20 protein-coding genes are annotated in these 26,237 nt (G+C 39.7%); 13 read left to right on the top strand and 7 right to left on the bottom strand.

Features of this window, described 5'->3' with window-relative positions:
- The 3 genes from kdsA to V7D82_RS08840 form a co-directional block, all read left to right on the top strand.
- Positions 1-513, top strand: a 513-nt coding sequence (gene kdsA, locus V7D82_RS08850; protein WP_333600616.1) for a 3-deoxy-8-phosphooctulonate synthase, incomplete at its 5' end; no start/stop codon positions are given.
- A 19-nt stretch (positions 514-532) separates the two neighbouring features.
- Entirely contained in the window at positions 533-1,396 is an 864-nt protein-coding gene (locus V7D82_RS08845; RefSeq protein WP_333600615.1) for a hypothetical protein, read from the top strand.
- A gap of 39 nt (positions 1,397-1,435) precedes the next feature.
- Positions 1,436-8,776 carry a choice-of-anchor L domain-containing protein gene (locus tag V7D82_RS08840; protein WP_333600614.1) on the top strand — a complete coding sequence of 2,447 codons (7,341 nt, stop codon included), beginning with the start codon at positions 1,436-1,438 and terminating at the stop codon, positions 8,774-8,776.
- A 54-nt stretch (positions 8,777-8,830) separates the two neighbouring features.
- Here V7D82_RS08840 and V7D82_RS08835 read toward each other — a convergent pair whose 3' ends face one another.
- Positions 8,831-10,201, bottom strand: coding sequence for a M20/M25/M40 family metallo-hydrolase (locus V7D82_RS08835; RefSeq protein WP_333600613.1), 1,371 nt, complete (start codon positions 10,199-10,201; stop codon positions 8,831-8,833).
- Positions 10,202-10,286: 85 nt separating this feature from the next.
- Here V7D82_RS08835 and V7D82_RS08830 point away from each other — a divergent pair, with 85 nt between their 5' ends.
- From V7D82_RS08830 to V7D82_RS08800, 7 genes are read left to right on the top strand one after another with little or no spacing between them, the layout of a single operon-like run.
- Positions 10,287-10,913: a hypothetical protein gene (locus V7D82_RS08830; protein WP_333600612.1), complete on the top strand. Its 627-nt coding sequence runs from the start codon at positions 10,287-10,289 to the stop codon at positions 10,911-10,913.
- 26 nt (positions 10,914-10,939) lie between these two features.
- A complete protein-coding gene (locus V7D82_RS08825) occupies positions 10,940-11,437 on the top strand; it encodes a hypothetical protein (protein ID WP_333600611.1) in 498 nt (165 codons plus the stop codon).
- A 10-nt stretch (positions 11,438-11,447) separates the two neighbouring features.
- A complete protein-coding gene (locus tag V7D82_RS08820) occupies positions 11,448-11,744 on the top strand; it encodes a winged helix-turn-helix domain-containing protein (RefSeq protein WP_333600610.1) in 297 nt (98 codons plus the stop codon).
- 54 nt (positions 11,745-11,798) lie between these two features.
- A complete protein-coding gene (locus V7D82_RS08815) occupies positions 11,799-12,254 on the top strand; it encodes a Coq4 family protein (protein ID WP_333600609.1) in 456 nt (151 codons plus the stop codon).
- A 2-nt stretch (positions 12,255-12,256) separates the two neighbouring features.
- Complete coding sequence (locus tag V7D82_RS08810; protein WP_333600608.1) at positions 12,257-12,562, top strand: hypothetical protein; 306 nt, start codon at positions 12,257-12,259, stop codon at positions 12,560-12,562.
- 29 nt (positions 12,563-12,591) lie between these two features.
- Positions 12,592-13,947: a cell envelope integrity protein CreD gene (creD, locus tag V7D82_RS08805; protein ID WP_333600607.1), complete on the top strand. Its 1,356-nt coding sequence runs from the start codon at positions 12,592-12,594 to the stop codon at positions 13,945-13,947.
- Positions 13,948-13,955: 8 nt separating this feature from the next.
- Positions 13,956-14,720, top strand: coding sequence for an oxygenase MpaB family protein (locus V7D82_RS08800; protein ID WP_333600606.1), 765 nt, complete (start codon positions 13,956-13,958; stop codon positions 14,718-14,720).
- 42 nt (positions 14,721-14,762) lie between these two features.
- Here V7D82_RS08800 and V7D82_RS08795 read toward each other — a convergent pair whose 3' ends face one another.
- The 4 genes from V7D82_RS08795 to V7D82_RS08780 are packed head-to-tail and all read right to left on the bottom strand — an operon-like array spanning position 14,763 to position 18,305.
- Entirely contained in the window at positions 14,763-15,797 is a 1,035-nt protein-coding gene (locus tag V7D82_RS08795; RefSeq protein WP_333600605.1) for an o-succinylbenzoate synthase, read from the bottom strand.
- A 1-nt stretch (position 15,798) separates the two neighbouring features.
- Positions 15,799-16,476 (bottom strand): metal-dependent hydrolase, encoded by a 678-nt coding sequence (locus V7D82_RS08790; protein WP_333600604.1) that lies wholly within the window; start codon positions 16,474-16,476, stop codon positions 15,799-15,801.
- Positions 16,477-16,492: 16 nt separating this feature from the next.
- Positions 16,493-17,416 carry a 1,4-dihydroxy-2-naphthoate polyprenyltransferase gene (locus V7D82_RS08785; protein WP_333600603.1) on the bottom strand — a complete coding sequence of 308 codons (924 nt, stop codon included), beginning with the start codon at positions 17,414-17,416 and terminating at the stop codon, positions 16,493-16,495.
- Between the two features lie 49 nt (positions 17,417-17,465).
- On the bottom strand, positions 17,466-18,305 hold the full coding sequence (locus V7D82_RS08780) for a 1,4-dihydroxy-2-naphthoyl-CoA synthase (protein WP_333600602.1): 840 nt from the start codon (positions 18,303-18,305) through the stop codon (positions 17,466-17,468).
- Positions 18,306-18,431: 126 nt separating this feature from the next.
- Here V7D82_RS08780 and V7D82_RS08775 point away from each other — a divergent pair, with 126 nt between their 5' ends.
- The 3 genes from V7D82_RS08775 to V7D82_RS08765 all read left to right on the top strand — a co-directional run bounded on the left by V7D82_RS08775 (position 18,432) and on the right by V7D82_RS08765 (position 21,563).
- Positions 18,432-19,541, top strand: coding sequence for a C1 family peptidase (locus tag V7D82_RS08775; protein WP_333600601.1), 1,110 nt, complete (start codon positions 18,432-18,434; stop codon positions 19,539-19,541).
- Between the two features lie 97 nt (positions 19,542-19,638).
- On the top strand, positions 19,639-20,883 hold the full coding sequence (locus V7D82_RS08770; RefSeq protein WP_333600600.1) for an MFS transporter: 1,245 nt from the start codon (positions 19,639-19,641) through the stop codon (positions 20,881-20,883).
- A gap of 59 nt (positions 20,884-20,942) precedes the next feature.
- On the top strand, positions 20,943-21,563 hold the full coding sequence (locus tag V7D82_RS08765) for a hypothetical protein (RefSeq protein ID WP_333600599.1): 621 nt from the start codon (positions 20,943-20,945) through the stop codon (positions 21,561-21,563).
- A gap of 65 nt (positions 21,564-21,628) precedes the next feature.
- On the opposite strand, the gene V7D82_RS08760 is transcribed toward V7D82_RS08765, so the two are convergent.
- A complete protein-coding gene (locus tag V7D82_RS08760; RefSeq protein WP_333600598.1) occupies positions 21,629-23,065 on the bottom strand; it encodes a TolC family protein in 1,437 nt (478 codons plus the stop codon).
- A complete protein-coding gene (locus V7D82_RS08755; protein WP_333600597.1) occupies positions 23,058-26,225 on the bottom strand; it encodes an efflux RND transporter permease subunit in 3,168 nt (1,055 codons plus the stop codon). Before V7D82_RS08755 ends, V7D82_RS08760 begins: the two co-directional genes overlap by 8 nt.
- Positions 26,226-26,237: the final 12 nt, after the last annotated feature.

Raw genomic sequence — 26,237 nt, 5'->3', positions numbered from 1 at the left:
GCTGCTGAATATGTGGATGTATTGCAAATCCCGGCCTTCTTAGTTCGACAAACCGATTTAGTAGTGGCTGCGGCCAATACCGGAAAAGTAGTTAATTTGAAAAAAGGACAATTCATGAGCCCGGAAAGCATGAAGCATGCCGTTCAAAAAGTATTGGACTGCAACAATCAAAGTGTAATGGTAACGGATAGAGGGACTATGTTTGGTTACCAAGATATGATTGTAGATTTCCGTGGCATTCCAACGATGCAACACTACGCCACAACCGTTCTTGATGTAACCCATTCGCTACAGCAACCCAATCAAACTGCCGGCGTAACCGGTGGAAGACCCGATATGATTGAAACTATTGCCAAAGCCGGAATTGCGGTTGGTGTAGACGGTATCTTTATCGAGACTCATTTTGATCCGGCTCATGCCAAAAGTGATGGGGCTAACATGTTGCATTTAGACTATTTTGAAGGATTAATGACACGCCTGGTTGCCATAAGAAAAACCATAAATCAATTTTAATATTATTACTTATTTTACTTTGAAAAAGAATATTTTATTTTCAATACTTACTTCTTGTGTTTTGATGCAAGTCATTTCGGCCCAAGAAACAACTCCGATTAAGCAAAAATTTACAGCTCACAACAAAGGGAAATATTTTATCGCTTTTGGTGGGAACAGAGAAAAATTCACGGACTCTGACATTCATTTTACCGGCAATAATTTTGATTTTACCGTAAACAATGCCGCTGCGGTTGATAAACCAAAAGGATGGCAGGTGGATTATATCAATCCGGGACGATTCACTATTCCGCAAACCAACATGAAGTTTGGTTATTTTATTACCGATCATTACTGTATTGCCTTAAACATTGACCATATGAAATATGTTTTTGCTCAAAATCAAACAGCTACAGTTACGGGGCACATTGATTTACCAGCAACAGAGCCGGGTTCCATCCACAATGGTGACTATAATAATACTCCGGTCAATTTTTCTGATGGAACTTTTCTTAAATTTGAGCATACGAACGGTTTAAATTATGTACATGCCGAAATTTCCCGATTTGATGACATTTCAAAGATTTTCAGATTGGGTAATACCGATAAATTTCAAATAAATATTACAGAAGGTGTAGGCGCTGGATTCTTATATCCCAGAACAGATGCCACTGTTTTGGAGAAGAAAGAGCATGATGAATTTCATGTTGCCGGTTATGGTCTTTCAGCCAAAGCCGGATTGAATTTCAATTTTTTCAAGTATTTTTTCATTCAGACAGAATTAAAAGGCGGTTATATCAATATGCCAGATATACAAATTACATATGACCATAGTGAAAAGGCTTCACAACATTTTATGTTTATCGAAAGCATCATTTCATTTGGATTGATTTATAAAATTTAGAGTATTTTTTATTAAACCCTTGACCAAAAACCAATATTTATGAAAAAAATTATTTTTTACGTTTTATTTTTATTCTTCTCTATTAGTGGTTATTCACAGCTTACAGAGGGATTTGAATCAACAACAGGTCCGGATGCACTTCCATCAACAAATTGGACTCTAGGTTCTGGAAGTACTGGAAATCAATGGGCTGTTTTTGACAATGGTGTCGGAACTGCTCAACGTTGGGGGATTAATGCTTTTGCCTCAACGCTTGCTTACCAAGGAAGTAATTGTGCATCCGTAAGTCGGGAATTTATTGGGCAAAATAATACTTCTGAAGACTATTTGTCTACCCCTTTGGTTACCATTCCAACAAACGGACAATTACATTTTTACACTCGTACTTTCACGACAGGAAATCAGGGAACGCTTTACCAAATTAAAGTAGCTCCGGCTTCTGCATCCCAAACAAATCCTGCTGCTTATGCTTTAGTTCAACAATGGACCGAAGTAACATTGACCGCTTTGTACAATGTTTATGAAGAAAAAGTAGTCGATTTATCGGCTTATGCCGGACAACAAGTGTATGTTTCCTTTGTAAAAGTATACACCCAACCCACAGCATCATTGGATGGCGACCGTTGGTTGATTGATAATGTAAACATTGTACAACAGTGTTTAGACCCAACAACGTTAACCGCTACCGGGATAACACAAACTTCGGCCAATTTAAGTTGGGCCAATCCAAGTGGCGCTACTTCTTGGGAAATTGAAGTATTACCAGCAGCAGCAACTGCAACGGGAGTTGGAGTGGTTTATAATGGACCTTTATCATATTTAGCTACCGCTACTGCAACAGGAACGCCTTTTACACCTTCAACGGCCTATAAATATTATGTAAGAGCGTTATGTAGTACGGGAGCCAACAGTCTCTGGGTTGGTCCTTTCCCTTTTTCAACTACATCTCCGGGATTATCTTGTGCTGCTCCTATAGTTATTGGAGCTTTACCTTATAGTACAACGGATAACACCTCCAATTACTCTGACAACCCAGCTATTGAAGGATCCCCGGGTGCTTCTGGTTGTGGTTCGACAAATGCCTATTTAAATGGAAATGACGTTGTTTATTCTTATACGGCAGCAACCACAGGTACCATTAATGTCGCTATGACACCAACCGCCACTTATTCAGGAATTTTTGCCTATAGTAGCTGTGCTAATATTGGTGTTAGTTGTTTGGCCGGAGCGGCCAACTCAGGAACCGGAGTAAGAACTTTTAATTTACCGGTTACCGCTGGGTCAACTTATTATTTTGTTATTTCTACATGGGCAACACCACAGACTACTGCTTATACTCTAACGATTCAAACGGTAAATTGTGCCCCTCCGACTACATTAAGCGCCAGCAACATGACGTTAACATCGGCTCAACTCTCATGGGCAAATCCTAGTGGAGCTACATCATGGGAAGTAGCAGTTCAGTCTGCCGGTTCATCCATACCGTCAGGACCAGGCACACAAACCAATGTGAATACGAACTATCCTGTAAGCGGATTGACAGCCAATACAGCTTATCAATATTATGTTAGAGCTGATTGTGGTAACGGTACTTTTTCAGCATGGGCTGGCCCTTTTCTTTTCAGCACTACACCTGGATTAAGTTGTTCTTTTCCAAACACCATAACTTCATTGCCTTATACGACAACCGATGACACTGCTAATTATTCGGACAATCCTGCAATAGAAGGAAGTCCGGGTGCTTCTGGTTGCGGTTCGACAAACGGTTATCTGAATGGTAATGATGTAGTATATGCTTATACAGCTGCCACCACGGGAATCATTAATGTAAACATGGCTCCTACAGCAACCTATTCCGGAATTTTTGCCTATAACAGTTGTTCGGGTATTGGCGCTAGTTGCTTAGCAGGGGTTGCCAATTCAGGAACAGGTCCTAGGAATTTTGATCTTAATGTGACTGCCGGTACAACATACTATTTTGTCATCTCCACTTGGGCAACGCCACAAACAACAGCCTACACCTTAACCATTCAGGCACTTAATTGCGCAGCACCAACAACATTAGCCGCAACAAATATTTCACAAACCGGGGCTCAATTATCTTGGGGAAATCCTAGCGGTGCCACTTCATGGGAAATAGCAGTTCAGAATGCGGGCGCATCAATACCGTCTGGTTCAGGAGTACAAACAAACAACAACACAGCATATCCGGTAACAGGACTAACTAGTGGTACCAATTATCAATACTATGTCAGAGCCGATTGCGGCAACGGAACTTTTAGTCCTTGGAGCGGTCCATTTCCGTTTTCAACTCTAGTAAATTATTGTGCCGGGAATCATTTTTATGATACAGGTGGACCAACCGGAAATTATCTTAATAGTCAAAACATAACAACTACCATATGTCCGAATAACCCAGGAGATCAGGTAACCGTTGATTTTAATTCTTTTAATGTTGAAAACACATACGATTTTCTAAAAATATATGATGGTGATAATGCATTAGCTCCATTATTAGGTAATTTTACGGGTACTACATTACCACCATCCTTTACATCAAGTGCTGCAAGTGGTTGTTTAACTTTTGTATTTACTTCAGACACCGTTGTACCAGCTCCGGGATGGGATGCTACCATAACTTGCCTTCCTCCTCCTACTTGTCCAAAGCCAAATACACTTATAACTTCGGCTATTACACAAACGGGAGCCTCAATTACATGGACTGAAGCCGGAACTGCAACACAATGGGAAGTATATATTGTAACAGCAGGGTCACCGGTACCAACAGCAAGTTCTGTTGGAGTCTTAACAAGTACTAATTCCTATACTTTCTCTAATTTAACTCCGGCAACCGGCTATGATGTGTACATAAGAGCGATTTGTAGTTCAACAGATATTAGCTTATGGTCAAACAAAAATACATTCTATACTTTAATCGCAAATGATGACTGTGCTACAGCAACAGTGGTTCCTGTTAACCCAACTACAGCCTGTGTACAGACAGCATTAGGGATTTTAATCGGGGCTACTCCTTCCGGTTTAGCTACAACTTGTGCCGGTACACCTGATGATGATGTTTGGTTCCAGTTTACAGCCACTAGTAATCAACATTCTATTTCATTAATTAATGTTGTTGGAAGTACTACCGATTTATATCATATTTTATATAGTGGTGCCTGTGGTACCTTAACCCAATTGTATTGTAGTGATGCAAACTCAAGCATCGCCACCGGTTTAGTGGTTGGTCAAACCTATTATATCCGAGTGTATTCTTATACAGCTACAACAGGTCAGACCTCAACTTTTAATGTTTGTGTGGGTACAATACCGCCTCCTATCGCTACCAACACCTATCAATATACTACACAGCAGCTTGTTGAAGATATTTTCTTAAATTCAAGTTGTGCGAGTGTCTCCAATGTAACTTCTTCTACAGGAACCAATTTTGGTTCTACCAATGGTATTGGTTATTTTAATCAAAATGGATCCGCTTTTCCTTTTACAGACGGAATTCTTCTAACAACCGGAAATGCCATAAATGCTCCGGGTCCAAATAGCTCCAATTTGAGTGACGGTGCCACGGGTTGGACTGGTGATGCCCAATTGGAAGCTATTATTTTGGCTGCGACAGGAAATGCTATGAATTCTAAAAATGCTTCAAAATTGGAGTTTGATTTTGTTCCTTTAGTAAATACCATCAACTTCAACTTTATCTTTGCTTCTGAAGAATACGGAACGTTCCAATGTGATTATTCGGATGCCTTTGCTTTCTTATTAACGAACATTGCAACTGGAACAACAACCAATTTAGCTGTAGTTCCAAATACCACTACACCTGTGTCTGTGGTAACAATTAGAGATCAACTCTATAACAATAGTTGTAGCTCGGTAAATCCACAGTATTTTGGAAGTTACTACGGCGCCGGTGGATTGGATCCTCTTGAATCTCCAACGAATTTCAATGGAAGAACTGTTCCTTTAACCGCAACCTCAACGGTTATTCCGGGAAATCAATACCATATCAAATTAGTTATTGCTGACCGATTGGATACTTTATATGATTCAGCTGTATTCCTTGAAGGAGGCAGTTTAAATATTGGTAACGTAGATTTAGGGACAGATTTCCTTCAAGCTACAAACAATGCCTTATGTTTTGGTGATTCATACACCATCCAAAGTGGTTTAAATCCGGCGCAGTACACGTTTACCTGGACGTTTAACGGAAACCCAATTCCAAACGAAACAGGACCAAATTTAACAGTCACCCAATCCGGAACTTATGGAATTGCAGCACAATTTATAAATACTACCTGTGCCGCTACTGATTCGATCACTATTGAATACTATAGCCCAATAGTTCCAGGAACTCCAAATAATTTAACGGCTTGTGATAACTCTGGGTTTAGTCAATTTGATTTAAGTCAAAACAATGCCGCCTCTTTAGGTAGTTTAGTACCCGCACAATACAATGTGAGTTATTTTGCTACTAATGCGGATGCCATTGCTGAAACCAATGCTTTACCAACTTTATACACTAATACTACAGCTAATTTACAAACCGTTTATGTTAGAATTGAAAACTCATCATCAGGATGTTTTGAAGTAAGACCATTCAATTTAATTGTCAATCCACTTGTAGATCCTACGTTTTCTATTACTACTTCCATTTGTCAAAGTGATGTGGCGCCAGTATTACCAACAACCTCATTAAATGGAATTACAGGAACCTGGTCTCCAAGTACGGTCAGCAATCTTCAAACTGCCGATTATGTATTTACACCTACTCCGGGTAGTTGTAATAATTCAAAAACAATTACCGTTACTGTAATTCCACCGACTGTTCCATCTTTCTTATCACCAGCACCAATCTGTAATGGAGATGTAGCGCCAACATTACCAACAACCTCATTGAATGGGGTTACCGGAACTTGGTCTCCAGCTGTAGTTGACAATACACAAACAGCAACTTACACTTTCACACCAAATCCTAATCAATGTGCGAGTCCAACAACCATGTCGATTACTGTCTTACAGAATTGTGCTTTTGGAAGTTACGCCAGTGCGGTTTGGTTGACTAACTGTGCTACCAATAATTTCTTTAATACGGTTGGTTCGGGAGCTTCGATAATAGGACCTGCGCAAAATATTTTCCCTAATACGTATTTGGGAACTTATATCCAGAATTCGAATACCTTAATTTTAAGAGGAGCCGAATTGAAAACATTTAAAACCACTACGGCCAACGTCTGTAGTGCTCGTTTAAATTATAGAATTTATCCGGCTTCAGGAACTCCGGGTGCCTTTACCGTAATGAACCTGCCGTTCTTTGACGACTGTAACGCCGGAACATTCCCTACCGGTGGTCCTTGTACCAATGGCGATCAAAAATGGCAAAGAGTTTTGGATGATTCGCAATCACCAATAAACTTGACGACCTATCCTGCCGGTAATTATGTTTTAGAAGTTTATTATGATGTAACCGGTGATGTCACTTCGGCTACAGAATGTGATGATACACTCTTTATCAATAATAATGGCAGCAACTTTATAGCTACTTTCTCAATCCAGCAAAATCCAACTTATGCAGCTACCCACCCATCAGGTTGTAATGCTACGGATGGTGCTATAACTATTGGAAATCTAACTCCAATTAACACTTATAGTTTAACCTATCTGGATGGTAGTACAACGGTTGGACCAATACCAATTACCGCCGATGCTTCGGGTCAATATGTTATAACAGGTCTGAATGCCGGTATTTATAGCAACTTCCATTTTGTAGTTAATGGTTGTACTTTCACTTCAACCGATGTTGTAACCTTGGTGGATCAACCTATCATTCCAACATTCACTAATTTCTCCATTTGTCTTGGAGATACTTCGGCAACATTGCCAACTGCTTCATTAAACGGAATTACAGGAACTTGGTCACCTTCAACTATTGATAACACACAGACCACAACCTATACTTTCAATCCTACTGCTGGACAGTGTGCTACAACCGGAAGTTTGGTTATTACGATTAATCAACCAATAGCGGCTACTTTCAATGCATTACCAACTGTGTGTAACGGCGGAACAGTTCCAACATTACCAGTAACATCCATTGAAGGCTATACAGGAACTTGGTCTCCGTCAGTTGTAGATAATACGCAAACTTTGACGTATACTTTTACACCAACGGCCGGTCAATGTGCCACTACAGGTTTTATAACCGTAACAGTCACTCCAACCACGACTCCTACTTTCCCAATTGGAACAGCAGTAACGGCTTGTGCCGGATTCTCGCCGCAAGTTCTATTACCGGGGACTTCTAATGAAGGAATTACAGGAACCTGGTTGCCTTCAACATTAGATTATTCTATTGTGGGTACTACCGTTTATACCTTTACACCAAACGCCGGACAATGTGCTACAAACACCACATTGACTACTTTCATTATTGCTAATGTTACGCCAACCTTTACTGCCGTAGCCCCAATTTGTAATGGTGACGCACTAAGTGCTTTACCAACTACATCGAATAACGGATATACAGGAACCTGGTCGCCAGCATTGAATAATACGGCTACTACTATTTACACTTTCACGCCTACTACCGGCCAATGTGCAACAACAGCAACATTGACAATAACTGTAAATCAAAAAGTAACACCAACATTTAATGCCATTGCTCCATTATGCATTGGAGATACTGCCCCTGCACTTCCAACTTCATCTATTGAAGGTATTACAGGAACTTGGTTGCCGGCAACGATTGACAACACTATTTCCGGAACCTATACCTTTACTCCGGATGCAGGCCAATGTGCTAATAATGGAAGTTTAGCGGTAACCGTACAAAGTAGTTTTGATTTTGCGCTTGACGGCAATTGTATCGGTAATGATTTCACCATAACCGTTAGTGCTCTAAACACTTCGTTTGATGTAACTACAGCAAACTATACTTGGTATAACAGTAACGGACAAAGTGTGGGAACCAATGCAAATACTTTCAATGTAACCGAATACTTAGCTTCCACTTCTGCAGCTGAAACACCACCAATTGATTTCTCAGTAACGGTAACTACCGTTGATGGTTGTTCAAAATCACACACCATAACGTTAGACCGAGTATTCTGTGAAATTCAAAAAGGAATCTCTGCCAACCATGATGGTCTTAATGATTACTTTGATTTAACTGGTTACAATGTAAAACACTTGAGTATTTTCAATAGATATGGTTTGAAAGTTTACTCGAAATCGGCTTACACTAATCAATGGGGAGGTCAATCTGACAAAGACGAAGAGTTACCGGATGGTACTTATTACTATGTCATCGATTTCAATGATAACCAATCAGCCAAAACAGGTTGGATTTATATCAACCGAGAACAATAACAACAAAAAAGTCCCGATAATTATCGGGACTTTTTTTATATCTAATTACTCTTATTAGTCTATTCCGTATTGGTCAATTAAATACATAAAAGAAGCCATGGTAGCGGCGCCCAATTCTAATTCTCTTTTGTTAACCGCATCAAATTTGTCGTTAGCCGCATGATGGTAATCAAAATAGCGATTAGAATCCGGTTTCAATCCTGCTTTTACAATTTTCACCGAAGTCAACGGTTGAATATCGGAACCGGAATGTCCTTTTACAAAACTGTGAATCAAGTAAGGCTCAAACAAGGGTTTCCAATTTGATATTTTAGCGAAATAAGCATCATCACATTCCAAAGAAAATCCTCTTGGTGAAAACCCTCCCGAGTCGCTTTCAAGAGCAAAAATGTGGTTTTCATTGTTTTTCTTTGACAATTCTTCATACTTCTTTCCGCCTTTGCCACCAAATTCTTCATTCATAAAAAGCACTACCCTAATGGTATTTTTAGGTCTGTAGTTTAATTTCTTAAAAATTTCGATCACTTCCATTCCTTGCACACAACCGGCACCGTCATCTTGCGATCCATCGGCCAAGTCCCACGAATCCAAATGACCTCCAACGACCATAATTTTCTCGGGATGTTCAGAGCCGATAATCTCACCAATGACATTATAGGAAAGTGCATCTTCATATTGCTGACAGGACAATTTCATGTAAAACTTCAGTGGTTTATTTTCTTTGAGTTTTTGACTCAAAAGTTCAGCGCCATTGGTACTGATAGCTGCGGTCGGGATGTATTTTTCTTTGGGCAAATCACCATAACTTTGGGCACCTGTATGCGGAAAATCATCTAATCGCAAATTCATAGAACGCACTATGGTTCCGGTGGCTCCGAGTAAGGCCGCTTCTTTGGCTCCATAAAAACGCTGGTCGACACAATTGCTATACGAATCGAAAGCTTCTATATTATAAGGTTCCATCGGACGATTGTAAAAGACGATTTTTCCTTTTACTTTTTCGGTTCCTAATTGTTTCAGTTCTGCTATGCTGTGAACTTCAATAACCTCAGCCGTTAGTCCATTTTTGGGAGTGGCTACTGAACCGCCAAGCGCACAAATGGGCACCGTAATTTTAGTTTTATTGTCTAAAATATAAGCCGTTTCTTTTTCGCCTCTCACCCACTTTGGCACCATGACTTCTTGCAGATAGACTTTATCCAAGCCAAGTGTTTCTAATTGTTGCTTGGTGTAGGTAACTCCTTTCTCAGCACTTAAAGAACCTGATGGTCGTGCTCCAATTTTATTAGACAAGTCGTCTAACCACGAATAGCATTGCGATTGGGTTAAAGAGAAATTGTAGATAGCCTTCAGCATTTGTTCGTCTTTGCTTTGGGCATGTATCAATGATGTGAACATCAATGAAAATAGGGCAATTTTTTTCATATCCATTTTTTTCCAAAAATAATTGAAAAAACATTTGGTACGAGAAAAATAATTCATTTACTTTGTTTTTCAAAGTACTTTAAAAATGGAAACAAAAGATTATCTTAAAGACATTCAGGACATCAAACAAATGATGTCGCAATCGACACGCTTTATTTCGTTGAGCGGTTTGTCCGGAGTACTGGCCGGCATATATTGCTTAATTGGTGCTTGGTTCACTTATAAAATCATCTACTTTGACACCACTTCTATGGGCTCTTATAAGGATTTGGTTATTTCCGATGAAGCCGTTGTCCAGCTTTTTAGTATTGCAGCTTCGGTAATTGTCTTATCCCTGATAACCGGCATTGTTTTGAGTTATAGAAAAGCAGCCAAAAGCCAGGAGAAATTTTGGAACACTGCTTCGAAACGATTAGTCATTAACTTCGCCATTCCTTTAGTATCCGGTGGGATTTTTATCCTTTTTTTGATAGAAAAAGAAGTGTTGAGTCTGGTAGCTCCATTAACCTTATTGTTTTACGGACTTGCCTGTGTCAATGCCAGTAAATACACGCTTGGTGATGTTCGTTATTTAGGAATTACTATGATTCTTTTAGGTTTATTATCCACTTGGTTTTTGGGCTATGGGCTCTTGTTTTGGGCACTGGGTTTTGGCATTTGCCATATAGTGTATGGAGCCGTGATGTATTATAAATATGATAGAAATTACTAATGCTATTAGTTTACCTATTATTTCTAATGATAGTACCCTTAACGGCTATACTGCTGCTGCTTTGGTTTATCACAAAAAAGAAAATTTTCGGAAAAATAGCTGGATGGTATTGGATAGGATTTCTTTTGTTTGTTGTTTTTCTTTGCATACTTGATGTTTTTACTTCAAAGAAAAAAATTGAAAAAGAAGATATTTATGGAGATTATATCATTGACAGAGAAAAATTTCCCGGTAAACAAGCCGATTGGCAGTACAATCATTACCGATACAGTATTACAAAAGACAACAAAATGTATTTTTACATAACCAATAAAGAAAAAATTGTTAAAACCATAAAAGGAACCATAAAACTTAATAATTATGCCAATCCCAGAATAGAACTGTTTTTTGAAGATCCGAAATTCCATATTATTGAAGAAGATCCAACACTTTACAGGGAAATTTGGTCGTTTTATTATGTGTTTTATTCCAATAAATATCAAAATGTATTTTTCAAAAAAGGAAGCTGGAAATCCATTGACTAACTAAAAACAAATGAAGAACATCATCCAAAATATCAACAAAGCCTTTGATCACCGAATCCGTTTGGGCATCATGTCGATTCTGATGGTGAACGAAAATGCCGATTTTAACATGCTGAAAGAGCTCCTGGGCGTCACGGACGGAAACCTGGCGAGTCATGCTAAAGCTTTGGAGACCGAAAACTATATCATGATTGAAAAACAATTCATAGGCAAAAAGCCCAACACCAAATACATCGCCACTGCTACCGGAAAGAAGGCATTTCAGGAACACATTGAGGCGTTGGAAAAATTGATTTCAAAAAGGTAACGCTATTTTTTTACATAATTACTTTGAATTTCAAAGTACTTTTAAATAATATTTATGAAAGACTTAATTCTGGAACAACTGTATGAAGTGAGCAGCCGCTACTACATAAAATACTTTCGCAAAAACAACCCTTGGAACATCACAACCAAAGAGTTACTGCAGTATCCACAGGAAAGTTTGGGATTTCATTTGTGTTGTTTCCATTTACAATACAATCTGGAAATGAAACCCAATCTGGAAGAACACGACATCATCCATGTATTGACCAACACCGGAGTTTCGGTGGCTGATGAAGTTAGTTTGCAGTATTACCTTCTCGGAAACGGGAAAAAAAGTCCGTATCAGTTTTTAGCGCTTATCACCGGGACAGTCTTCTATCCGACGCATTTGAAAACATTTTTAACCTTTTACAAACGAGGCAAAGCAGCCCATCAGTTTCATCATTTAAAATTCGAAAAAATGCTGTGGCAACCTGTAACTAAAATTCAAACAACCTTTAATATCATTTAATCATGGAAACTTACACTTTACAAAAACAATCAACCACCAGTTTCTCAACTTACCTAGCCATTGTTTCTTTCAGCTTCGGAACGTTACTGTTGCTGTTTCATTTGGTCTGTCCTCGGGTGTTGCTAATACTGATAATTGGCCTTTACTATGTGGTATTTGCCGTTCTGATTAATTTTTTGGCGTTGTTAGTCCTTTGTTATCAATTCCTGGCAAAACCTCAGGAACGGGAAACCGTTGCCATTCGAATCCTCATTCTTTTGTCCAACATCCCCATAGCACTACTCTATATTTTTATAGTATTCCGATAAATAACACTAAACATTTAATATTCAAACTCATGGAAATTCAAGAAAATCAACAACCGGAAGAAAAAACCTTTTTTCAATCGAATACCGCCAAAATGCTGATGGTGGGCTTCCTAACCTTAGTCCTACTGATACCGCTGTTTTTTGTGCAAAACTTAATTGACGAACGTTCCAAAAGGAAGGTAGAAATGCAGGATGAAGTAACCAATTTGTGGGGAAAAGACATCTTATTTTACGGCCCAACATTAAGAGTTCCGTACACTTCATACGAAAATTACAACGTAACCGATACCAAAACCGGAACCACCACCATTCAACGGAAAGCCACTACCAATTACGCGTATTTCTTTCCGGATGAATTGGCGAATACTTCCAATGTCAAAAAGAACGAATCCTTAAAACGCGGCATTTTCAATCATGTGGTTTTTACTGCCGACATGAATTTTAAAGGTAGTTTTTCGAATCCAAATTTTGCCAAATTAGGTGTAACTGATGAAAACCTGCAATGGGACAAAGCCGCTATTGTGGTCAAAACCACGAATCTGAAAAGCATCAAAAGCGAACTGAAAATTCAGGTAAACAATGAGAAATTCACTTTTGAACCACAAAACAGCGACAAGAGCAATTACAGTGTTTTAGCCACCAATACATTCAATTACAAAGAATTGTCCGCAACCGGAAAGATCAATTTCAATTTTAGCATCACTTATAACGGAAGCAACAGCATCAAATTCATTCCGGTAGGAAAAGTAACGACTGTGAGCGTTGATTCCGATTGGGAATCACCAAGTTTTGAAGGCTCTTTTGCCGCCAGTGATACCACAAAATCGGTAAGCAGCAAAGGCTTTCACGCCGATTGGAAAATCATGGACATCAACCGAACTTTTTCACAACAATACCTTAATGCTTTGCCCGATTTGGATGATTACTTATTTGGCGTAAAACTGATTCAAACCGTCGATGAATACCAACAAAACGAGCGGGCTTCCAAATACGGATTCTTAGTTATCGGTTTGACTTTCTTAATTTTCTTTTTAATTCAGTCGATTAGCAAAGTTAATATTCACATTTTCCAGTACACCATGATTGGCTTGGCGTTGATTATGTTCTACACCCTGCTGATTTCGATTACAGAGCACAGTAGTTTCAGTTTTGCATACGCCATAGCCGGAAATTCCGTTGTAAGTCTGATAACGCTTTATTCGATCTCTATTTTGAAAGATCGAAAATTCCCGATGTTTATCGGAATTGCGCTCTCTGTTTTGTATACTTTTATTTATGTGATTATCCAGTTGGAAGATTATGCGCTTTTGGTAGGCAGCATCGGTTTGTTTGCGATACTTGCCGGCGTAATGTATTTTTCTAGAAAAATTGATTGGAACAAATAACAACAGCTATGGAATTCTTTGTTGAACAAAATTCGGTGGTTAGAAAAATCTGGGGCAAAAGCGACACCGTGCTTTTTATTTTTGCAGGAGCTTCTGCTGAATTTGCACTTAATAAAGCGGTGGACTGGCTTTACTTTACTGGCAAACTACCTTCCGATCCTTTAGGAAGGTTGTTTTCCACCGTTAGCTATGCCCGAAAAATTGTTTTTTCGTCAAAGGATGATGCCAACAAAGCCATTGATACCATGCGGAAAATCCATGCAACTGTCGAAGAAAACCGAGGTGCAGTCATTCCCGATTGGGCTTATCGTGATGTGCTGTTCATGCTGATACATTACTCAATAGCCTCTTATGAGTTACTCGAGAAAAAGTTAAGTGATGCCGAAAAAGAAGAAGTGTACAATGTCTTTTATCGCGTGGGCCGCAGAATGGGTTTGAAAGACTTGCCGATTTCTTATACAGAATGGCTACCGGTAAGGGAAACACATTTACAGGAAAACCTGCAAAAAAGCCACTACACAAGCGATCTTTTTAAACAATACAAAAAACATTTAGGTCCCATACGGTTTAAGGTTTTAATCGAAAGCCAGAAATTAGTGGTTCCGTCAATAGTAAAAAAGCTATTGTATTTCGGTGTTTTCTCACTGCTCACTCCGGTAATTCCAATGTATAAAATCAGCCGCTTGATAAAGCTGGACTGGGTACTCAAAAGCATCTTGCTGCCTTCCGACTATAAAGCTCAAATAAATGAGTTGGATGTACATTCAGATTAAAGTGAAAACCAAAAAAAGCCCGTTCGATGGAATGGGCTTTTTTTATAAAGTGAAGTTCCAGCTTTTCGTTGTATCGTACCAAAGTTGACCCTTGGAAACGGTCAACGGGCAATCAAAATTATTGGTGTATAAACTTCCGGTTCCTAAACCTTGTGGCATTGGATTATTTTGCAAAAAAGTAAATTGCGCAATGGCATTCAAACCAACATTACTTTCTAAAGCCGAGGTAATCCACCAACCGATATTTAATTTTTCAGCCAAAGCAATCCACTCCAAAGTACCGCGAAAACCGCCTATGAAACTAGGCTTCAAAATGATGTATTGCGGCCTGATTTTTTGCAGCAACTTTTCTTTGGCTTCCAATGAAAAGACACCAATAAGCTCCTCATCCAAAGCTATAGGAATTGGCGTACTTTTACACAGCACTGACATCGTGTCAGTTTGATTTTTTTGAATAGGTTGCTCTATGCTATGCAGCTTAAAACCAGTTAATTGATTTAATTTAAATAAAGCTTCATTTGAATCAAAAGCGCCGTTCGCATCGACTCTGATTTCAATAGTATTCTCATCAAAATTTGCTCTGATAAAACGCAATAAATCCAATTCCTTATCAAAATCAATAGCTCCTATTTTGAGTTTTATACAGTTAAAACCTTCTGAGATTTTGGCTTCAATTTGTTGCTTCATGAAGGCTTCATCGCCCATCCAAACCAATCCGTTGATGGAAATGCTTTTGTTGTTTTTAGTAAAATCAGAAGGAAATAAATCGAACGGAGTTTCGCTCTGTAAAGACAAAAATGCCATCTCCACACCAAATTGTATCGATGAAAATTCAAGCAATAAATCCCAAAGTTGGTCTTTCCCGAGATGGATATTTTCGCAAGTCCATTTTAATTTTTCTTCATAATCAGGTCTGTCGTCAGCTGATAATCCTCGAAGAATGCCACACTCCCCAATGCCTCTTTTGCCGTTTTCTTCTAAGATAATAAACCAGGTTTCTTTGGTTGTTAAAACGCCGCGGGAAGTTCCGGAAGGTTGTTTAAAGTGGAGTATGTATTTGTGGTAAGTAGCTTTCATTTTAAAGCTTGATGCTCTCTCCTATTTCCAAAAGCATTAAATCTTTTCCGGCATCGAAGAATTTCTTTTTGGCTTCGTCATGATTGATCACAATAAAACCAAAAGTATCATAATGACAACCCAAAATCTTATCGCAATCCACAAAATCAGCCGCCATGATAGCATCTTCTACATCCATAGTAAAGTTATTTCCAATTGGAAAAATGGCTAAATCAAGCTTAGTTCGCAGCGGAATCAACTTCATATCAAAAGTCAGCGCCGTATCGCCAGAGATGTAGATGTTTTTGTGTTCGCCTTCGATAACGAAACCGCCGGGATTCCCGCCATAAGTTCCATCAGGAAACGAACTCGAATGCACCGCTGCCACATATTTCACTTTGCCAAAATCAAACGACCAGCTTCCGCCATGGTTCATCGGATGCGACTGAAAGCCTTTATTGCCGTAGTACGTGGCGATTTCCCAATTGGAAACAATCACGGCATTGGTGTTTTTGGCAATTGCTTCCACATCTAAGGTATGATCCTGATGCGCATGGGTGAGCAATATATAATCCGCTTTTAAAGTCTTAATATCAATGTTTGAGGCTTTCGGGTTTGCCGAAATAAAAGGATCAACCAGTATGTGTTTTCCGCTTACTTCTATTCCGATGCAGGAATGACCGTAAAATGTAATTTTCATGAGTTCAATTTTAAAATTAAACGTAATTCACAATGATGTCTGAAATAAAAAATATCAAGCACAACGCCATCAAAATCGAAAGTAAAAAAGTGCTGATAGCCAGTTTTTTCAATTCAGGATCCAAAAGTTTTGGGTTTTTATTTCTATAGACCGTTATCAAATGACTGACTAAAGGAAAATAAGCCACTATGAAAATATATTGGTCAAAATGAAAATCATTTAAAACTGCAAAAAGCAACATCAAAACCATAGCCGAAATCACTAGAAAAAAGTGATATTTCTTAGCCGCAGCACCGCCCATTTTTACCACAATCGTATTCTTTCCCGATTTCCTGTCGCTTTCTTCATCACGCATGTTGTTCAAATTCAAAACACCCACACTCAGGAATCCTATAGCGGTTGCCGGCAGTAATAACAACCAATCCAGCGTTTTAGAAAACATAAAATACACTCCAAAAGTACTCACCAGACCAAAAAAAACAAACACAAACAAATCGCCGTAACCACGGTAACCATAAGCACCTTTACCTACCGTATAGCGAATGGCCGAAGCAATCGCTAAAATCCCCAGAATCAAAAAGATAAAAGAGTACAGCAAATAACTTTCCTTGAAAGCAAAGTAAATCAGCAATACCGCGAACAGCAAAGTAACCAAAGACATCAACACCATAGCTTTTTTCATTTCTGACGGTGTAATCACACCGCTTTGAATGGCTCGCTTTGGTCCGACTCTGTCTGCGTTGTCTGTGCCTTTTACGCCGTCGCCATAGTCATTCGCAAAGTTGGAAAGAACTTGCAATCCCAAGGTGGTCAGCAAGGCAAATAATACTATTTTCCAGTTAAACATAGCTTGTGACATAGCATAAAAACTTCCCACAATAATTCCGGAAACGGAAAGCGGTAAGGTTCTCACTCGTGCGGCTTCAATCCAGTGCTTCATATAATTTAGATTTTTAGACTTCTTAGATTATTAGATATATTCCCAAAAATTATGGCAACCATTTCTTTTCAAAGTTGGGTTTGCGTTTCTCTAAGAAAGCATCTCTTCCTTCTTTGGCTTCTTCGGTCATATAGGCTAAGCGTGTGGCTTCGCCGGCAAAAACCTGCTGTCCTACCATGCCATCATCGGTTAAATTCATAGCGAATTTCAACATTTTAATGGATGTTGGTGATTTTGCCAATATTTCCTGAGCCCATTCATAAGCAGTATCTTCCAGTTCTGCGTGGGGAATTACGGCATTGACCATTCCCATATCGAACGCTTCCTGAGCATTATAATTTCTGCCTAAAAAGAAAATCTCACGAGCTTTCTTTTGCCCAACCATTTTAGCCAAATAAGCCGAACCATAACCCCCATCAAAACTCGTTACATCGGCATCGGTTTGTTTGAAAATAGCATGTTCTTTACTGGCCAAGGTTAAATCACAAACCACATGCAAACTGTGTCCGCCACCAACAGCCCATCCGGGAACTACTGCTATCACTGCTTTGGGCATAAAACGAATCAAACGCTGCACATCCAAAATATTCAATCGGTGGTATCCATCATCACCAACATACCCTTGCTGACCGCGCGCTTTCTGATCGCCTCCACTGCAGAAAGAATACACACCGTCTTTTGACGATGGTCCTTCAGCAGAAAGCAAAACAACTCCAATCGAAGTGTCTTCCTGAGCATCGTGAAAAGCCTGTAATAATTCAGCCGTGGTTTTAGGGCGAAAAGCATTGCGGACATCCGGTCTGTTGAAAGCAATCCGAGCCACGCCATTGCATTTTTTATAAGTTATATCTTCAAATTCTCTGACTGTTTTCCAATCGATTGTCTTCATAGCAAAGGGTTGCTGTTATAGTTTCTTATATTTTAGTTAAAAAAATAGCGCCCAAAAGGATTTGCATTATTTTAGCGTAAAAATAAATCATTTTTAACTCAAATTTCAAAACTTGCCGGAATACTTATGAATAAATCAATTTTTAGCGTTGTCTTTTTACTTTTAGGTTTACTTGGATTTTCCCAAACGTATGAATTTCAAACCATTAAAGACATCGAAGCCAATCCTGTCATTTCTCAGGATCACACCGGAACTTGCTGGAGCTTCTCCACTACTTCGTTTTTAGAATCCGAAATCATTCGCACAACTGGCAAACACATCGACCTTTCTGAAATGTACAATGTTAGAAATACGTATCCAAAAAAAGCGTGGGTTTATGTGATGCGCCAAGGGAAAGCACAATTTGGCGAAGGGGGGTTAGCACACGATGTGATTAATTCTGCCCGAGATTTTGGCGTAGTACCACAAAGTGTTTACAAAGGGAAATTGGATGCCGAAGGAAAATACAATTATGACGAAATGGAAGCCACTTTAGAAAACATGCTAAAGTCCTATGTAGCTAATCCTGAAAAAGAATTATCGCCCAAATGGAGAGAGGCCGTCAATGCCGTTTTAGACACTTACATGGGTGAAAATCCAACCGAGTTTACTTATGAAGGAAAGAAGTACACACCGAAGATGTTCTTTGAATCCACCAAAATCAATCCGAAGGACTATGTGACGATTTCTTCGTTTACCCATGAGCCGTTTTACAAACCGTTTTTGTTAGACATTCCGGATAATTTTTCCAATGGTCTTTTCTACAACTTGCCTTTAGATGAATTTATACAAAATATTGATAATGCATTAGATAATGGCTATACTTTAGCTTTGGATTGTGATGTGAGTGAAGATACTTTTGCCAAAAAAAGCGGCATGGCTGTAATTCCTGAAAACGAGGCTGACAAGAGAGCCATACTAACCGAAATCAAACCGGAAAAAGTAATTACTCCCGAATACCGCCAAGAGAAATTTGAAAGTTATGCCACTACCGATGACCATTTGATGCACATCGTAGGGAAAGTAAAAGACCAAAAAGGAAACTTCTATTACAAAGTAAAAAACTCCTGGGGAACCAATTCGGGGAAAGACGGCTATGTTTACATGAGCGTTCCCTACATGCGTTTGAAAGCCATCTCGGTACTAGTACACAAAGACGGCTTGAGCAAAAAAACCAAAACGACTTTAGGATTATAACAAGAAAGGAATAATCAGATTTGAGAAACCTGCAGAAATTAAATTCTTGCAGGTTTTTTGTTTTAATTGCTATATTTATCCAGCTAAAACCAACCTAATGAGAACCTTTACCCGCCAGGAAAAACTCAGCATTCTATTTAGTTTCCCTGTAATCATTGCCGCTCTGGGCTATTTTGTAGATATTTATGACTTGCTGCTTTTTGGCATTGTCCGAATTCCCAGTTTGAATGACATGCACCTGGATGCCGATAAAGTGGGCACTATGATTATCAACTATCAAATGATCGGGATGATTCTGGGCGGAATTTTATGGGGAATTTTTGGCGATAAAAAGGGACGGCTTTCGGTTTTATTCGGCTCCATCTTGGTGTATTCGTTGGCCAATATTGCCTGTGGTTTTTTACCGCAAATGAATTTTGGCGACAAAGCCATGATTTATGCCGGGTTACGATTCATCGCCGGAATTGGTTTAGCAGGAGAATTGGGCGCCGGAATTACTTTAGTTTCCGAAACATTGCCCAAAGAACTACGCGCAATCGGAACTTCTATTGTTGCCGGCTTTGGCGTTCTTGGCGCTGTGGTAGCACAATTTACCGTCGAATTAGCCGGCAGCTGGACAACCGCTTACATCATTGGCGGCGCACTTGGTTTGGTATTATTAGTACTTCGCATCAGTGTGGCCGAAAGCGGCATCTTTAAAACCGTCAAAGAAAATGCTTCCATTCAACGCGGTAATTTCTTTTATTTCTTTAGCAACAAAACGCTTTTCTTTAAATACATGCGCTGCATTTTTATCGGAATTCCTATTTGGTACTGCATCGGCATTATCGTTTTTATGGCCAATCAGTTTGCGCCCGAAATGGGAATAGCCTCCATCAATCCAGGGAAAGCCATTATGTGGACTTACATCATGACCTCCATAGGCGACTTTTCTTCCGGTTTTATATCGCATGCGTTGCGTTCCCGAAAAAAGACTATTTTATACATGCTTCTTTTCACGTTCATTGGATTGGCGTTACTCCTTTTTAGCGGCAATAAAAGTGAAAACATGTATTACTTCTACTGTGGCTGGATTGGGCTTGGCACCGGTTTTTGGGCCATGTTTGTTACCGTGGCGGCAGAACAATTTGGCACCAACATGAGAAGCACAGCAACCACCAGTGTTCCCAATATGGTTCGGGGCTCGGTTCCTTTGATGCTGATTGGTTTTGATTTCCTAAAACACACCCAAACCGTGATTATATCAGCGGCTATTATTGGATTGATTGCTTTCGGCTTAGGTATTTATGCTACGTTGACCATTAGCGAAACGCATAATTGTGAAATGGATTTTGTAGAATAGCGTTGTCAGTCTCCATAAAATTAAACTACTTTTGCGCTCTTTTACAAAATAGTATTTTTATGAGTTTAGACTTTTTACAATGGATTGGCTATGTAGCTTCGGTAATTATTGTCCTTTCGATGATGATGCCTTCTATCATCAAGTTCCGCTGGATTAATTTGGTGGGCGCTTTGCTCTTTTCGATTTACGGATTTTTGATTCATGCCATTCCGGTTGGCGTGTTAAACGGAATCATTGTATTGGTTGATGTTTATTATTTGGCCCAAATTTATTCCAAAAAAGAAACCTTCGAAATCCTTGAAATCAATGCCGGAAGCGAATACCTAAAGCGATTCTTGAAATTTCATGATGCCCGAATTCAGCAATACTGTCCTGGATTTTGTTATACTCCCGACGAAAATACCATTAGCTTTTTCATCTTAAGAAATATGGCCGTTGCCGGATTTTTTCTGGCACATCGAAGCAAGGATACTGTCCTCAATGTGGATTTGGATTATGTGCTTCCGGAATACAAAGACTTTAAGAATGGCAAATACATTTACTTTCAACTCAAAGACAAGTTCATAGCGGCCGGATTTACCCGCGTCGTGGCCGAAGGAAACAACAAAAGATATTTTAATTACTTGAAAAAACTAGGCTTTACCGAAGTAGCGCTTGGTGTTTTTCAAAAAGAATTATAAAACAAAATCTATTCGAATAAAAAAAGCCAGTCGATAATGACTGGCTTTTTGTTTAAACTGTGTTTTTATTTCCAACCGCCTCCAAGGTCACGATATACGTGAACGGCAGCATTCAGTTGTGCTTTCTTGGTTTCGATTAATTCAAGTTTGGATTCGAGCGCATCACGTTGTGTCATCAACACTTCGAAATAATCGGCTCTGGCCGATTTAAACAAATCATTAGCGGCATCAATCGAACGGTTCAGCGCCTCCACCTGTTTTGATTTCAAAGCATAACTTTTGTCCAAATTACTGATATTGGAAAGCTGATTGGAAACTTCCAAATACGCATTTAAAATGGTACGATCATAGTTATACAAAGCCTGAAGCTGACGTGAATTGGCACTAGCAAATTCAGCTTTGATGGCATTGCGGTTAATCAATGGTGCCGCAATATCACCAGCCAAAGAATACAATACCGATTCCGGAAACTTGAACAAGTACGACGGTTTAAACGCTTGTAAACCATAAGAAGCTGAAATACCCAGCGACGGATAAAACTCGGCGCGAGCTACTTTCACATCCAATTTGGCTGCAGCCAATTCCAATTCGGCTTGTTTAACATCCGGACGATTGGCCAACAATTGCGAAGGAATTCCTGATTTTACTTCTGTCGGTAACAAACTCAAGAAGTCGCTGTTATCTCTCTTAATTTCCTGCGGATAACGACCCAACAAAAAGTTGATTTTATTCTCGGTTTCTTTTATTTTTTGCAGTGTTTCAAACTCCATGCTTTGCGAAGCCAATACTTCCGCCTGGAATTTTTGCACAGCCAATTCCGTAGTTCGGGCGGCTTCTTTTTGCACTTTGACAATCTCCAAAGCATTACTTTGCAATTGGATATTTTGTCTTATAATGGCTAACTGACTGTCTAAAGCCAGCAATTCATAATACGAATCAGCCACCTCAGCAACCAAATTGGTAAGCACAAAATTTTTACCTTCGATAGTCGATAAATAACGACTCACCGCAGCTTTCTTGGCATTGTGCAGTTTTTTCCAAACATCTACCTCCCAGTTGGCATAAGCGGCCATCGTGATATCGGTCAATGCATCGGGTACTTCTACACCAGGTGTGATTTCGGTAGAAGCATCTCCGGCTCCTTGGCTGGTATACCTTCCCACTTTTTCAACACCGCCACCGGCTTTTACACCTACTGTGGGCAACAAAGCCCCTTTGCGGACACGAATATCATTTTTAGCGATTTCAATTTCCTGCAACGTAATCATCAATTCCTGATTATTTTTTACGGCAGTATCAATCAATGCTACCAAATTAGGATCTTTGAAATACGTTTTCCACGGAAGTGCTGCCATATTGGTGGTGTCAGTAGAGGCAACATTATAGGCTTCGGGAACAGCGGCATTCGCTTTGGTTGGCGCTATCGCCGGAGCTTTACAACTTACCACCACTAGGCATAAGCCTAGCGGGATAAGGAATTGATAGGATTTGAATTTATACATTGTTTTCAAGTTGTTCGGTTAATGGATTTTCTTCAGCTTTTTTAACAAACGTCACTTTTTCAGACATGCGACCAAATATGTAGTACAATCCCGGGATTAACAGCACTCCGAAAATGGTTCCAATAAGCATTCCTCCTGCGGAAGCAGAACCGATGGTTCGGTTACCCGTAGCACCCGGGCCTGAAGCAAATACTAACGGAATCAATCCGGCAATGAAGGCAAAGGAAGTCATCAGGATAGGGCGGAAACGCACAGCTGAACCCTCAATAGCAGCTTCTAATACCGAATCTCCGGCAGCGTGGCGCTGTACTGCAAATTCCACAATCAATACAGCATTCTTACCAAGCAATCCAATAAGCATTACCATGGCCACCTGAGCGTAAATGTTGTTTTCCAATCCGAATAATTTCAGGAACAGGAAGGCTCCGAAAATACCCACCACCAACGATAAGATTACTACGAACGGCAAAATGAAACTTTCATATTGTGCTGCCAAAATCAGGTAAACGAAACCAAGACAGATTAAGAAAATATAAATCGCTTCATTGCCACGACCTACTTCATCCTTAGAAATTCCTGCCCAATCAATTCCGTACCCTCTTGGCAATGCTTTTTCGGCTACTTCGTTAATGGCGTTAATGGCTTCACCACTACTGTAACCTGGTGCCGCCTGACCACTTATCTCTGAAGCATTATACATGTTATGACGGGTTATCTCTGACAAACCGTATACTTTATCCATTTTCATAAAAGCAGAGAACGGCACCATTTCATCGCGGTTGTTTTTTACATACAATTTCAGGATATCTTCCGGTAAGGCGCGATATTCCGGCGAGGCTTGTACCATCACTTTATATTGGCGTCCGAATTTGATGAAACTGATTTCGTAATTACTACCCACGAGTGTCGATAGCGTATTGGTAGCATTTTCGATAGAAACTCCTTTTTGCTGAGCCAAATCGTTGTCAATATCCAGCATATATTGCGGGAAACTGGCACTGTAAAAGGTAAATACCGATGATAGTTCAGGACGTTTATTCAATTCCCGAACAAAATCATTACTCACGGTTTCCATTTTCTTATAGTCGCCTGAGCCGGCTTTATCCAGCAAACGCAACTCGAAACCACCGGCAGCACCATAACCCGGTACAGCTGGAGGCTGGAAGAATTCTATAGTGGCACCCGAGATATCTTTGGATTTTTTTTCGAGTTCATCCATAATCTGCTGACAGGAACCTTTTCTATCTTCCCAGCTTTTCAGGTTGATTAGACAGGTTCCCGAATTGGAACCGGTTCCTTCCGTAAGGATTTCATATCCTGCTAACGAAGATACTGAAGCAACTCCTGGAATTTTTTGGGCGATTTTCTCTAGTCTTTCTGAAATTTCATTGGTTCGTTCCAAAGTAGAACCCGGAGGTGTCTGAATTACGGCATAGAACATTCCCTGATCTTCATTCGGAATAAATCCGGAAGGTACACTGCTGTTCAACAGCCATGTTCCTATACAAAATACAATAAGCATCCCGAATGTAATGGTTCTTCTGTTTACAATTTTGGTCAACAAGTTTCTATAGCGTTCCGAAACACCACCAAACCATTTATTGAAACCATCTACAATTCTGTTAATTGGTGTTCTCTTTTTAGGTTGTCCGTGCGTATTCTTCAACATCATTGCACAAAGCGCCGGAGTAAGCGTCAACGCAATAACACCCGAAAGGATGATGGAAGTCGCCATAGTAATGGAGAACTGTCGGTAGAAAATCCCCACCGGTCCTGACATAAAGGCCACCGGAATAAATACTGCAGCCATTACAAAAGTGATGGCAATAATGGCACCACCTACTTCATGAATGGCTTCTTTGGTAGCCTTCCTGGCGTTGAGATGCTTCGTTTCCATTTTAGCATGGACGGCTTCGATGACGACGATAGCATTATCTACCACAATACCAATAGCCAATACTAATGCAAATAATGTAATCAGGTTAAGCGTAATACCAAAATACTGCATGAAGATAAATGTTCCGATAAGCGATACTGGTACCGCTATGGCCGGAATCAACGTAGAACGCCAATCTCCCAGGAAAAGGAATACTACCAATCCCACTAGAATAAAAGCTTCAATCAGCGTATGGAGTACTTTTTCGATAGAAGCATCTAAGAATTTAGAAACATCGTAACTGATTTCATAGTCCATTCCTTTTGGGAAAGAGCTGGCTTTGATTTCTTTCAGTTTGGCTTTAACATCCTTGATAACCTGGCTGGCATTACTTCCGTAGGATTGTTTTAATACAATCGCCGCCGAAGGTTTTCCGTTCAAGTTTGAATAAATATCGTACATGGAGCTTCCAAATTCTACGTTGGCAACATCTTTCAGACGCAGCATTTCTCCATTAGGATTGGCTCTTAAAATAATATTTTGATACTGCTCTTTTGTGGTAAATCTTCCCGAATATTTTAATACATATTCAAAAGACTGCGAGCGTTTTCCTGAACTCTCTCCTGTTTTTCCCGGTGAAGCTTCCAAACTTTGCTGGGCTAATGCTTCCATTACTTCATCGGCAGAGATTTTGTAAGCCAACATACGATCCGGTTTCAACCAAATACGCATGGCATATTCACGGTTTCCAAGGATATCGGCAAATCCTACTCCGTCTACCCTTTTTAACTCTGACAATAAATTGATATCGGCAAAGTTGAACAGGAATTTTTGGTCGGTGTTTTTATCGGTACTATACAAGTTGATATACATCAACATGTTGGATTCCTCACGGGTAATTTTTACCCCTTCACGAACTACCAATGGCGGCAGTTTATTCACTACCGAGGCCACCCGGTTTTGTACGTTTAGGGAAGCTTGGTTAGGGTCAGTTCCCAGGTTGAAGATGATTTGAATGGTTCCTTCTCCGTCATTCCCGGCATCGGAAGCCATATATTTCATTCCCGGTACTCCGTTCAGCGCTCTTTCCAGCGGAAGGATAGCCGATTTAATCATCAGCTCGTTATTGGCTCCCGGATATTCTACCGTAACATTCACTTTTGGCGGTGATATTGATGGGAATTGCGTAACCGGCAGCGAAATAAGCGCCAGTGCTCCCAGGAAGACAATGATCAACGATATTACTATGGATAATACCGGTCTTTGTATAAATCTATTAAACATTGCTTTTGTGAT

This window comes from Flavobacterium sp. (assembly GCF_036741995.1).
Lineage (GTDB): Bacteria > Bacteroidota > Bacteroidia > Flavobacteriales > Flavobacteriaceae > Flavobacterium.
Note: the sequence above shows the minus strand (reverse complement) of the source record. Positions and strands in the feature narration are given on the sequence as shown.